10 protein-coding genes are annotated in these 13,585 nt (G+C 35.8%); 2 read left to right on the forward strand and 8 right to left on the reverse strand.

What is annotated here, in order from left to right; genetic code table 11:
• Positions 1-7 precede the first annotated feature (7 nt).
• On the reverse strand, positions 8-976 hold the full coding sequence (locus FLA105534_RS07055; RefSeq protein ID WP_173965328.1) for a C1 family peptidase: 969 nt from the start codon (positions 974-976) through the stop codon (positions 8-10).
• 198 nt (positions 977-1,174) lie between these two features.
• On the opposite strand from FLA105534_RS07055, the gene FLA105534_RS07060 reads away from it, so the two are divergent.
• Positions 1,175-2,002, forward strand: a complete 828-nt coding sequence (locus FLA105534_RS07060; protein WP_173965329.1) for a hypothetical protein — start codon at positions 1,175-1,177, stop codon at positions 2,000-2,002.
• Positions 2,003-2,204: 202 nt separating this feature from the next.
• On the opposite strand, the gene FLA105534_RS07065 is transcribed toward FLA105534_RS07060, so the two are convergent.
• The 5 genes from FLA105534_RS07065 to FLA105534_RS07085 all read right to left on the reverse strand — a co-directional run bounded on the left by FLA105534_RS07065 (position 2,205) and on the right by FLA105534_RS07085 (position 9,104).
• On the reverse strand, positions 2,205-5,381 hold the full coding sequence (locus tag FLA105534_RS07065) for an efflux RND transporter permease subunit (RefSeq protein ID WP_173965330.1): 3,177 nt from the start codon (positions 5,379-5,381) through the stop codon (positions 2,205-2,207).
• Positions 5,382-5,452: 71 nt separating this feature from the next.
• Complete coding sequence (locus FLA105534_RS07070; protein ID WP_173965331.1) at positions 5,453-6,520, reverse strand: efflux RND transporter periplasmic adaptor subunit; 1,068 nt, start codon at positions 6,518-6,520, stop codon at positions 5,453-5,455.
• A 9-nt stretch (positions 6,521-6,529) separates the two neighbouring features.
• On the reverse strand, positions 6,530-7,864 hold the full coding sequence (locus tag FLA105534_RS07075) for a TolC family protein (protein WP_173965332.1): 1,335 nt from the start codon (positions 7,862-7,864) through the stop codon (positions 6,530-6,532).
• A 10-nt stretch (positions 7,865-7,874) separates the two neighbouring features.
• Positions 7,875-8,474, reverse strand: a complete 600-nt coding sequence (locus FLA105534_RS07080; protein WP_173965333.1) for a TetR/AcrR family transcriptional regulator — start codon at positions 8,472-8,474, stop codon at positions 7,875-7,877.
• A 108-nt stretch (positions 8,475-8,582) separates the two neighbouring features.
• Complete coding sequence (locus tag FLA105534_RS07085; RefSeq protein ID WP_173965334.1) at positions 8,583-9,104, reverse strand: YceI family protein; 522 nt, start codon at positions 9,102-9,104, stop codon at positions 8,583-8,585.
• A gap of 270 nt (positions 9,105-9,374) precedes the next feature.
• Here FLA105534_RS07085 and FLA105534_RS07090 point away from each other — a divergent pair, with 270 nt between their 5' ends.
• Complete coding sequence (locus FLA105534_RS07090) at positions 9,375-10,349, forward strand: polyprenyl synthetase family protein (protein ID WP_173965335.1); 975 nt, start codon at positions 9,375-9,377, stop codon at positions 10,347-10,349.
• 128 nt (positions 10,350-10,477) lie between these two features.
• Here FLA105534_RS07090 and FLA105534_RS07095 read toward each other — a convergent pair whose 3' ends face one another.
• Together FLA105534_RS07095 and FLA105534_RS07100 are read right to left on the reverse strand one after the other, a co-directional pair.
• The gene (locus FLA105534_RS07095) at positions 10,478-12,343 is read right to left on the reverse strand and encodes a trehalase family glycosidase (RefSeq protein WP_173965336.1); all 1,866 of its coding nucleotides are present in this window, start codon (positions 12,341-12,343) and stop codon (positions 10,478-10,480) included.
• On the reverse strand, positions 12,333-13,553 hold the full coding sequence (locus tag FLA105534_RS07100) for an MFS transporter (RefSeq protein ID WP_173965337.1): 1,221 nt from the start codon (positions 13,551-13,553) through the stop codon (positions 12,333-12,335). Before FLA105534_RS07100 ends, FLA105534_RS07095 begins: the two co-directional genes overlap by 11 nt.
• Positions 13,554-13,585: the final 32 nt, after the last annotated feature.

Genomic DNA, 13,585 nt, shown 5'->3' on the forward strand with positions numbered 1-13,585 from the left:
CCTATCGTTAAGAATTTGCTCCTGGATTAGGAATAATACATCCTGCCCAATTGAAGGCACCGTTTGCAATATTGTTGTATGTTACATAAAAGAAACCGCTGCGTCCCCAACCTGATCCCCAAGAGTTTTGTACTTTAAAGAGTCCGGTCGCATCGTCATATCCTACGATACAAACACAGTGACCTCCCTGTCTGCTGCCGTAAAGACTGGACCAAACATGGTTGTTGTTACGGATATCATAAAAACTCTGATTCACGTCAAAACATACTGCAACAGCATAATTTTGGTTTAGATAATACTTAATATCTGCCGTACTTCTAGGATTTACGTTAAACCAGCCTCCTGATTTTCTGGCAGCCGCCCAGTTTTTCTGCTGTGTAGAAGGTTGTGTAAAACAGCCTCCGGCAACATATGGCATTTGAACATCTGAACATTCTCCCTGATTTTTGATCAAATTCATGGCGTCATTCGGATAAGAACCCGCTCCGCAATTGCCTAATTTTATTTGATTGTAAACATATGCCGCACTTCTCGAAGCACCACTCCAATTACTTTGATGAACAGTGTTATTAAGGTATCGGGCAATACTGTGTGCTGCGTATCCTACTCCCCAGCCTACACAGGAACCTTCGCTTCCCTGATCTCCAACCGGTGGCGTTGGTAAGTTTTTGGCTGCCGCAACTTTAGCCGTCAAAGACATTTTCTGAGTACTTGTAATTAAATCCGGTCTTAACTCAGCGATTCTGGCACGGTAATCAACAGGAGTTAAAAATTCGATACTCTTTAAATAAGCATCCGGCATCTGAGCAAGTCCGTATCTTCCTTTGTCCAAAAGATTGACATCACCGTCCATTAATTTTTCCTGAACATCGGCTTCAGCCTGATCATTACCTTTATCACAAGAGTACAAAGCAAGTAATGCAAACAGTACAAGAGCGATTTTTCTAATTGAGAATTTAATAAGTGGTTTTTTCATAATTATTGGTTTTTTGTTGTTAATTTTCAGCCTGTTAAATTATTTAACAAATTTATTAGTAATTTTGGCATAACATTAACAATAAAAAGATCACAACAATAACTTATCTTACACACAAATCTATAACCGGGATTTAACTAGCTGGAATTGTATTTAATTATCTTGAAAAAGAACCTCAATTATTAAAAAAATTCGCCCATGGAAATCATTATAGAAAAATTAATAAAAGGCATACAATCACACCCAATTATACAAAACAGCACCTTGTCTGGTGTTCAGGAGTGGAAAAGAGCACATTATATCATCCTGTCGGAAATAATTTCTGATGTTTTAGAGAAATCAGAATTTATGCAGGGAGCTAAAAGAAACGAACTTGGATGCTCTATCTCGAGTATGACCTTACAAAGGATTTTTACAAATGATTCTTCTAAAACCAAAAACTCTGATTTGCGTTTTTTAAAAAGTCTCGACAAACTGGCTATTTTTATTGGATATCCTTCTTTAAACCATTTTCTAAATGAGGAAGCCACAGATGCTGTTAAAGTGGAGAACAAAATTGAATCCGCCTCCTTTTTTGAAAAACTGGTTGCCGACTATTGTCAGGAAGAGTTTTATTCATTACAAAAATTACCACTGATTAATATTGAAAGCTTGTCTGATTTTGTGTTCAAAGAAGGACCTTTTGCAAAAAGGATTATGGATCTTTTCGAGAATTATTCAACCTTAAAATATCATCTCAACTGCGAGAACAACCGCTCTAATTTTGAGATTTTTGATTTTAAGATTTCAAGTATTACAGAGAGCATCGCTATTATCACAGCAAAAGAATTTTGGAATCTGGAGTGGAAGGACGAAAATGAAGTTACTTCAATAGTTCTGAATAAAGTAAACAGGCAAACGTATTTCATCAAAAAAAGAGACGATGTCTGGAAAATATGGGACAACTACAATCCTGATTATAACGAAATCTCAACAAGAATACACTCGGCTATAGAAAACCAACACATCAAAAAAGTTCTCATTTAATCATGCATACTAATAATCTATTAAGAGTAGTTATTTTTTACACATAGAGACATAGATGCTATATTAATTACACCCAAAAGATTCTCTAAATTTAAACCATAAAAAAATCCCAAACTCCTTTCGGAATTTGGGATTTTTTTTACCATTTCCTCCCGAAGTGTCGGGATTAGAATTTGGAATTTCTTTATTAAGATTTTAAATCTTAATGGGTATGTTTAGGATTAAAACCATCCTCGCTTACTTCTGTTGGCGTATAATCGGCCACCATTTCAGCTTCATAGTCGATTTTTTCTCCTTTAGAGAATTTATGAATAATTTTCTCCATGATATTATAAATCACCGGAACTACAATTAAGGTAAGGAATAAAGAAGAAATCAATCCTCCGATAATTACCCATGCTAAACCGTTTTTCCACTCAGCTCCTGCCCCTGATGCCAATGCAATTGGGAACATACCAAATACCATCGCAATAGTTGTCATCAAAATTGGACGCAAACGAGCGTGATTGGCCTGAATTAATGCTGTTCTTATTGATTCACCTGCAGCTCTTCTCTGGTTGGTGTAATCGACCAGCATGATCGCATTCTTACACACCAGACCGATCAACATGATGATCCCCAGAATTGTAAAGATGTTCAATGAGTTGTTGGTCAAAGCCAAGGCTAACATCGCACCGATAAACGAAAGCGGGATAGCAAACAATACCACAAACGGGTGAACGAAACTGTCATAAAGTCCAACCATTACCAGGTAAACCAAAATAATAGCAGCCAATAAAGCGATTCCTAAGGTACCAAATCCTTCCGATTGGTTCTCCTGATCTCCACCCCAGATGTAGTTTACACCAGCAGGTTTTTTCAGTTTGTCTAACTTCACTTGCCATTGTTGAACGATTGTTCCTGACGGTACTCCAACGTTTTGTCCTTTTACCGTTACCGAAGCCGATTTATCTCTTCGCTCTAACTGGCTAGGTCCTGATCCTTCTGTAATGTCTGCAAACTGAGACAATTTAATTTGTTGACCAGCTGCATTTACAAAAATCAAATTACTAACGTCTGTAATACTTTTTCTGTCAAAAGCATTGTATCTGATATTGATGTCATATTCGTATTCACCAGCTCTGTATTTACCATCGGTATTTCCACTAAAAGCAGTCTGCATGGTCAAACCAACTGTTTGAAGTGTTAAACCTAATGCTGCCATTTTATCACGATCTACCTTAACGTTGATCTCCGGGTTTCCGTCCTCAACCGTTAATTTAATCTCTGTTGTTCCCGGAATAGTACGTAATTCTGCCTCTGCCAATTTAGCAAATGCCATCGCACTTTCTGTTGACGGACCTGTTACGATCAATCCCAATGTAGCATCTTCAGCTGTTCCTAAGATACCTACCGGAACTGTTTTTACTTTAGCTCCAACCAGTACTTTCTCTAACTTACGTTTGATTTTTGCTGCATAGACGTTAGCATCATCTGTACGGTCTTTTTGCTCGATCATTTTTACGTCAATCTCTGCTTTGTAAGCTGTAGCCTGCGATGCTCCAAAACCTTCACTAGTTTGTCCCACGGTTGTAATCTGACTGTGTACATATTCCTGTGCTTTCAAATACGCTTCTGCTTTTTGGGTCATGAAGTTGGTTTGCTCTAACGAAGCGTCTTTCGGCATTTCGATTTGAACTAAAAACTCCCCACTATCAGAAGAAGCGAAGAACTCCCCTCCAATGAAACCTCCGGCCATTAAACCTATGGTTGAAGCAAAAAACAATACAATTACTACCGCAAATGTTTTAATATAATGATCCAGACACCATGTTAACAAGTGAGAAACCCAGTCTGTAAAACGTGTTAAATAACTTTCGAAACCAAGAATGATTCTTCCAAATAAATTCTTTCCTTCAATATGCTCTAATTTACCATAACGAGATGATAACCAAGGAATAATAGTAAATGAAGCCAAAAGCGACAACAAAGTCGAAATAATTACCGTAACACAGAATTGTGTAATGATATTAGATACTAATCCGGAACTCATAGCAATAGGCAAGAATACTACCACAATTACTAAAGTAATCGAAGTTACCGTTCCACCAATTTCTGCTGTTCCGTCGTACGAAGCACGAATTCGGCTTTTCCCCATCTCCATGTGTCTGTAGATGTTTTCCAGTACCACAATCGCATCATCGACCAGAATACCTACTACAAGAGATAATCCTAATAAACTCATTAAGTTCAGGGTATATCCCATTAAATATATACCGATAAAAGTAGCAATCAAAGATGCCGGAATCGATACCATTACAATCAATGAGTTTCTGATACTATGCAGGAAGAACAACATTACAAAAGCTACCAGTACTACTGCAATCAATAAATCGTGTACTACAGAATCTGCCGCTTCTAATGTAAAAACGGTACTGTCTTTTGCAACTTCCAGTTTTAACTGGTTTACTTTATAATCTTTTTCAAGAATTGCAATTGTTTTTAATAAATGCTCACTTACTGCAACCGCATTTGCATCTGATTGTTTTACAATTTGCAAAACGATCGCACTTTTCTGATCTACACGTGATATTTTTTCAGCAATTTTTTGCGTATCCTGAACATCTGCAATATCACTTAAACGAACCTGAATTCCGTTTTGAGAAGAAACCACTAAGTTTCTTAATTCTTCAACACTTTTGTATTTACCCGCTAAACGGATTAATATTTTTTGATCACGTGTCTGAATGTTACCCGTTGGGAAATCCAGATTCGAGGTCAGAATATTTTGTTGCACCTGCGGAACAGATAGTCCGTAACCCTGCATTTTTAATGCATCAAGGTTTACCTGAATTTCACGCTCTGAACCACCAATAATATTTACCTGAGCCACACCTTGTACACGGGATAAAATAGGTGCAATTTTTTTGTCAATTAAGTCATAAAATGCTGCTTCGTCCATTTTTCCGTTGGCACCAAGCGTCATGATTGGTAAATCACTCAGCGAGAACTTGGTTAGTGCCGGTGTTTTCACATCATCGGGTAAATCACTGATAATCGCGTTTATTTTTCGTTGTGCATCATTCAAAGAGAAATCGACTTTTGCATTTGATGTCAATGTAATTGAAACAATAGACAAACTTTCGTACGATTTTGAGTCAATTTTCTTGACATTCTCTAAGGATGCGATCGCATCTTCAATTTTCTTGGTCACTGTATTTTCTACCTCACTAGGAGAAGCTCCCGGATATATGGTAGAAATGGTAATAACGTTTTGTTCAAATTTCGGGATCAGCTCATAACCTAACTGGCTGTAGCTAAACAGTCCACCTAGTGTTAGAATTGTAAACAGTACAATTACTAACGACGGACGTTTTATGGATATTTCGGCTAATTTCATATTTGTTGCTTTAGGCTTTAGGCTTTAGGCAATAAGCTTAATGCTTACAGCCTATAGCTTAATGCTTTAATTTATTTAATAATTTCTACTGTGTTACCGTCTTGCAGGTTAATTTGACCTGTAATTACTACAGTTTCTCCATCAGTTAATCCGTTGATGATTTCTACTTTATCACCCAAAATTCTTCCAGCAGTTACTTTTCTTAATTTTGCAACACCTTTTTCTACTACAAAAATCTGGTTACTGCTCACACTACCTACGAATGCATTTCTAGGTACCACCATAAGGTGTTGTTTTTGTTGTTTCGATGCAAAGTTTGCAGTTCCGTACATACCTGCTTTCAAGTCGTTATTGGTATTGTTTGTAATTTCAATTTCAACCGGAAAGTTCAAAGATTCATCTGCTTTTGCAGCAATGAAAGTAATTTTTCCTGAAAACGTTTTGTCCGGGTAAACACTCGCTGATACATTAATGTGATCTCCAACTTTTAAACTCGCAACCTGATTTTCGTTTACCGTAACTACCAATTTCAACTTTGAAACGTTTACGATATCAAACAATGCTGTTGCTGGCATTCCTGTTAAGATAGATCCTGGTTCAATGTATTTTTTATTGATAAAACCATTGATTGGTGCTTTTACTCTGGTATCACCAACATTAATTTTAGCCTGTGTATAATGAGACTGAGCATTTGTCAAAGCCAGTTTTGCCTGGTCTAATTGCTGCTTGGTAACACCTCCGGTTTTAAAGGCATTTTCGTATCTGTTATAATCTGATTTTGCATTTTGATATGCTGCCTCTGCATTCTGAGCATCTACATTAATAATGTCTCCTCTCATCGTCAATAAAGTTTGACCTACTCTTACGTAGTCTCCTTCTTTAGCCAGAACCGTAATTACTTTTCCAGATTTCTCAGCAGAAAATGTCAATTGTTGAATTGGTTGAAAATTTCCGTTTGCTACGAAATCCAATGAAACTTCTTCTGTTTTTACAGGAGCTACTTTTACAGAAACGGCAGCATTCTTTTCTGCTACGATATCTGTTTTCTCTTTGTTCTCTTTCTTATTATTATTTAAGACATATCCAATCACACCCAGGGCTGCAATTATGATTACGATTGTTATAATAGTTTTCTTCATTGTAATTAGTTATTTAATAAGAGTTTTAAGTTGACCTTTTGATTTGATTAGTGCTACTTCGGCAATTTTGTAATTCAAAACCGCTCTGGTATAATTATTTTGTGCTTCAAGTGATGCGTTTTCTGCATCTAATAAGTCTGTTAAAGACGCCAATCCCTGAAGGTAATTGTTTTTTGTATTGCTTAAGATCTCAGTCGCTAAGCGCATGTTTTCTTTTTGATTATTAATGGTCACAAGGTTATTATCGATTTGCGCCATTGCATTTCTATAATCTAAATCAAGCGAAAGTTTGGTATCCTTGATGTCTTCCTCAAGCGATCTTAGTTCAACATCTGCCTGTCTTACTTTTGCACGAGTTCCAAATCCTGTAAAAATTGGCACATGCAGGTTTAATGCAATTGCAGAGAAATCTGACCAGTACACTCCCTGAGAAGGTTTGGCAAACCATGGCATTTGAGGCCCCTGACCAATATAGTTATACCCCGCAGTTAATGAAAGTGTTGGATAATATCCTGCTTCAACTGCTTTTTTGTTGAATACTAAAAGTTCTTGTTGTTTTTTCAAAAGCAGATACTCAGTTCTGTTTTCTATATTTGGTACTTCTGTTAAGGCAGCCGGTACCACTTCAAATTCTTCTTTTGGAATCTCTATTACAGTTTCAATAGGCATTCCCATGTAAAACTTTAAAGCGTTTTCCTGTAAGGTAATTTGATTTTTAATTTGTTGACGTTCTGTATCAATATTTGACATTTTTACGATGATACGATCTAAGTCAATTTTCTTAGCCAGTCCATTGTCAAATTGTCCTTTTACGATATCACGAACTTTAGTAGTATTCACATAATTGCTGTCTAATAAAGTCAATCTTTCGCGTTGCACGTAAACAGAATAATAGTTATTTGCAACTCTTTCGATTACTTGTTCTTCTGTTAACTGATCGTTTATTTGATAAAACTCACGAGTAGATCTTGCTGCTCTTAATCCTGTAAAAACAGACTGATCAAAGATAGCCTGAGTTAAAGAAACTCCGGCAGTTGAAACCCATTTTTGACCAAATGCTGCCTGAATTGTAGTTCCCGGTGCACCAAATCCTGCTCCATCGATTACGGTTGTCTGAATTATCGGATTGTGAGTTAGATTTCCGTTAGCAGAAATTTGAGGTAACGCTCTGGAGCGTATTTCCTGAATTTTATACTCACTGTTTTCAACCTGTAATTTTGCTTTTTTCGCGTCGGCTTTGTTTTCAAGCGCATACGTAAGAGCTTCTTTCAAGGTTAGGTTTTTGACTTGTGCGCTGGCAGACAAGCCAATAGAACACAAAAATATAAGAATTATTCGTTTCATAGATTGATGATTAAATAGTAATTTTTTTAAGTTGTTTTTCCAATTCCGGTATTCCTTTTTCTGTTGCCATAGCTCTGGTGTGATATTCCAGTGCCTCCAATTCTATTTTTTGTGCTTCCCGTTCTGAAACAGTCGTTTCATTGATGTGAAAAATAAGTGTATAATAAAATTTCACATAGATGTCTATATTCAGATCTTTACGATAAAGTCCCTCACGAATTCCTTTTTCAATATTCTCTTTGAACCAATGACTACACAAATCGATCTCCTGACTCAATATATTTTGATAAATTTCCGGATAGTGTTTTTTCAATTGATAAATGGGAGAAGTATCCATATTATTTTTAAACATATCTCTAAACATTTCTCTAATTTCAAAATTCTCATGAATCGCATTATAACCTTTCGCTACAATCGTATTAATTATTTCATGTACCTGTTTATGAACTAATGATGTGCTTTCTTCAATCAAAACTTCTTTATTGCAAAAGTATTTGTAAATGGTTTTTTTCGAAATACACATTTCTCCTGCAATATCATCCATTGTAACACTTTTAAAACCAAGTTTTAAAAACAACTCACTTGCTTTTGATATAATTTTCTCTTTCATTTTAATTTTCAAATTTCATTACAAATATACTTAGGAAACTAAAATCAAAAAAAACAGTTTCCATGATTTTTGTAATAATTTTACATTAATTTATTCATTAGGTATAATTTATATGCTAAACTCTAAATTTGCGATAAGCTTAATATCTTTTCCTAAAGCCAAACCTCCATTATGATTGAATGAATTATAATCTAAACCAAAATCCTGACGCTTAATATCTCCTTTGATTTCAAAAGCAACTTTCTTCTCGCCATTGTAGGTATTGACCCCTATAAACTCAGCATCAAGTTCTACTACCTTAGTAACGTCCTTAATGGTTAAGTCACCTTTGAAAAAATTTATATTGTTGTTTACTTTCTGAAAAGAAGTCGATTTAAAACTAATGATTGGGTGTTCGTTTACATCAAACAGATCCTGAAGCTGTAAATACGTATCGATTTGCTGAAAATTATCAATTTTGTTATTGATGTCAAGTGAAAACTCAACCGATGCATCTTCAATTTCATTGTCTTCAATGTTCACATAACCACCAAATTTATTTGTAGTTCCTCCCATATAAGCAATGATCGAATGTCTCATTTTGATTAAAACATCTGATTGGCTAGAATCTAAGGTCCATGTTGTTTTCATAAATTACTGATTTTACTGAGGTTATAAATTACTCAACTTTTCACGGAAACTATTACAGTGTTCTAAGTTTCCGTTTAACGGTGCAAATATAGACAGGAAACTCTGAATACCAAAAAAGTTTCCAAGTTTTTTTAAAAATAATTTTAACATCTTACAAATTAGAAGATTTAAAGCCCATTCTAAACCCTGTTAAATCATTTCAATTTTTAAAAAAGGAATAATTGATTAATGAATTGTATCTTTGGGCTTCGCAAATCAGAATTTCATTTTATGCACGATATTAGTCAGTACCAGGATTTTTTTATTAGTTATTTAAAAAAACAAAGCATACAGAAAGAACCCCAAAATCTTTACGCTCCTATTGAATACATTCTCGGCCTTGGCGGAAAACGAATACGTCCCGTACTTACTTTGATGGCCGCAGAAGTTTTTAACACTTCTTATACAAAAGCACTTCCGGCTGCGATGGCTGTTGAAGTTTTTCATAATTTCTCGCTTGTACATGATGACATTATGGATGATGCACCTTTGCGCAGAGGACAGGAAACGGTTCATGAAAAATGGGACCTCAACACTGGTATTCTTTCCGGCGATGCGATGCTTATTCTGGCTTATCAGTATTTTGAACAATATGAACCAAATGTTTTCAGAAATCTGGCAAAACTGTTCAGCAAAACTGCTCTTGAAGTTTGTGAAGGGCAACAATGGGATGTTGATTTTGAAAAAAGAAACGATGTTACGATTCCGGAATATCTTAAAATGATCGAATATAAAACAGCTGTTCTGGTTGCTGCAGCCATGAAAATGGGAGCTATTGTAGCCGAAACATCTGAAAAAGAAGGCGATTTAATTTATGATTTCGGATTGAATTTAGGGCTTGCTTTCCAGCTTCAGGACGATTATCTGGATGCTTTTGGAGATCCGGAAACCTTCGGAAAACAAGTTGGAGGAGATATTATCGAAAACAAAAAAACATATTTATACCTCAAAGCAAGAGAATTTTCTTCTCCTGAAAAGGCTTCAGAATTAGAGCAATTATTCAGCCTACAATTAGAAGACAATACCGATAAAATAGCGACTGCAAAAACCATTTTTAATGAATCAGGAGCTTCAAAAGCAACGCAGGATGCTATAGAGATGTATACTTTTAAAGCTTTTGAAACTTTAGAAAAAATGGATATTAATGCCGAAAAGAAAGATATTCTTAGAACTTTTGGCGAGAATTTAATGGGTAGAAAAGTTTAATTTTTTTGCCACGAATTACACTAATTTTCACCTATTTAATTATGATGGATTCGTGGAAATTAATGTGTTTTGACAAAATAGTAAACCCAACAGGTTTTGAAACCTGTCGGGTCTGTCATTTTAGAACATTAAAAAAGTGTATCAGGATCAACCAAATCCGATAATTTTTGTTTTAAATCTTCTTCCAAAATGGTTAAACCGTACTGGTACGAAGCGTTCATCCATCCAAAACCTTCTTCGGTTATAAAATCAAATTCGGTGCCTACGTTTCCGTATTCTGCAAAAATCTTGTGCGAACTGATCGATAAATCAAACTTCTCCGGAATGGTTCCGTTATAATCAACCGCATTTCTGGTAATCAGCCAAAGCCAGCGATATATCATTTCCTGCGCTTCTTCATTAAAATTATAATTCAGCAAACCTTCCCATAAAAGCATTTGATGCGGCGCCCATCCAAACGGATAATCCCATTGTCGAATTGGTGCGTTTTCGTCTATATCTGCAATAGATTCTTTGGTACTTCCTGCAATTCCACCTTTCATTTTAAATCTCGGAAGCGTCTTTTTTACCAGAATTTCGGCCTGTTCCGGTGTGCTTATTTTTGCCCACAGTGGGTAAAATGTCGGAGCTGCTTCAAAAAAATGCTGCTCCTCGTTTACAAAATTATAATCCAGATAACAGCCGTATTCTGAATTCCAACACAACTGATTGATTTTTTCTTTTCTGGAAGCTGCTTTTGAAAGCCAATATTCGCTTGAGAAAGATTTGTCTTCAAAATATTGAAATTCATCTTTAAAATACTTTTTAATCAAAAACGCAATATCCGTTTCGTATTTATAAAGCAAACTATTAATGGCAACCGTATTTAAGTTTGCACAAACTCCAACCAGTCTGTTTGTGGTATCATGGCCGCTTTCACGCATACTTCGATCGTGAATAAAATACTTATCCAATTCGGCATCAACAACTTCACGCTCCAGGTATTTTTTCTCGAATTCCCGAGTAGACAAATTGTACTTCAGCGCATATTGCTCCAGAATATCATCAAAATGACCTTCTTCTACTTCAAATGGCAAGCCAATACCTTCCGCCTTATAACGATTCAGTCCATTGGCCGTAAGCCTTTTGCCTTCCTCCATCCAAACCGTTCTGTATTCTTTAATCGCGGTTTTCAAATGCCTTTCGATCCAGAAAATATCAGGATTCGACTTTTCTAAAACATCTCTGATCAATGACGTATAAAGCGGTGGCTGGGTACGGGTTAAATAATAACTGCGGTTGGCATTTAGTATTTTTCCGTAGTGATCAATTTGGTATTTAAAGTTCTCGGCAATACCCATGGCAAGCTCTATTTTATCATCGATTAAAAGTCCTTTGGCAATAAAATAACTGTCCCAACCATACATTTCATTAAACCTTCCACCCGGAACGACAAACGGAACTCCCGAAATTTCATTGTTTTTAATTTGAAGTGCCAAAGCCAGAATACCCGGCTTTTGGTTCAGTGACAATACATACTCCGGTGAGATATGTTTCGGCAGCTGTACCACTTTTAACTTTGGCGTTATGGCTTCTAACTTTTTGAAATAATCAAAAACAATTTCATCACCAAAAGGCACATACAGATACGAAATAGCATTTTCTATTTTATTGTCTTCTAGTATTTTTTTGACACCATTGGTATCGATCGTACGTGTCAGCCCTTTCCAATACAGGTTTTTTATTTTTCCTGATATTCTTTTTACAGGATCTTCAATGATTTGATCCAGACTGATTTCAGCAAATTCAACATTATCTTTTTTAGCCAAAGCCAGTTCCTGCAATAAGTTTGAAAGTTGATAGGTTCCTTCAATAACAGTCGAATTTCCTTCCTCACCGTTCAGTAAAAATCTCTTTGGACCCTGATCATCAATCGTTATTTTTTTATCACCATCAGTATCTTCCTGAGCCAATAGTTTTTCGATAGTTTGGGATATATGTAGTTTAAATTTCATCTTTTGCAGTTATTTTTTTAAGAATAAAAAAGGATATTAATAATAAAGACATTGGAATCAAAGTAAAGTAAAATGCCTTTTCAGGCCCTTCATTTTTAAACAGCCAACCTGTTATTCTGGAGCCTAATGTTCCGCCAAGAGCCGAGAAAATCACGATTAATCCCGTCATTGAACTTTGCAGGTTTTTGGGCAGCGCACTCAATACAATCGAATTTAACAGAGGATAAATGGGAGCAATAAACAATCCGATTAAAGGAAATGCGAAACCTATTAAGGGGATATCTGAGAGCGTATTGATGTTCTTCACTTCCAGCCCAACAGTTTTTGGGAGTACAAAAATCACAATCAGCATGGCCGAAAGAATACAGAAACTCAACACCCAGATCCAATTTACTTTTTTGGTCACAATCCCCGCAATCAATCTTCCTACTGCCAATGAAATAGCCAGAATACTCGCCATCATAATACTGATGTTCTCCGGTAAATGAAGCACTTTTGTATTGAATGTAGGCAGCCAGGAAAGAATTCCCTGCTCAATCATCACAAACAAAAAGACACTAATAACAAAGATAACCGTTAGCAATTTCGCCATTAAACGGAACATCTGCATAAAATCGTCTTTGAGATTTGCTCCCGCAGCGACTTCAGTTTCTTCAAATTTTATAAAAAACAAAAACAGAAACGATAGCAACGACAATCCTGCCAAAAACCAATACACATTCAGCCATGAATTGGGATCATCTTCATTGTTAAAAGCCGGAAATAAAAAATAAGCCAGTGCAATTCCAACCATAAAAAAACCTTCAATACTGCTCATCAAGGCGTTGTGTTCTTTTTTGGTTTCGGTTACTGTACCAATCAACGAATACACCGAAACTTTAATCAAAGCAAATGACACTCCAACGGTTGCAAAAAGAATTTTAGCATTGTCGAATGAGTTTCCAAAATACATAGAAATACATGCCAGCGTAACCAGTCCCAAACCAATCAGCATCGATTTTCGATATCCGATTCTGGGTAAAAAAGAAGCTATAAAAAAGGAAACAATCGCAATAGGCATATCCTTAAACGCTTCTAAAATACTCGCCTGAACTTCATCTACTCCATAATTTTTCTGCGATTTCAAAATCACAATGCCCACGCTATTCAGAAGAATAGCGAAGACAAAATAATTAAGGTAAAGAGATATTTTAATTCCTATGTTTTTCATTTTTTATTGGTTTGTCTTTTAGTTGATGAAAT

The organism is Flavobacterium collinsii, from assembly GCF_902804485.1.
Taxonomy (GTDB): domain Bacteria; phylum Bacteroidota; class Bacteroidia; order Flavobacteriales; family Flavobacteriaceae; genus Flavobacterium; species Flavobacterium collinsii.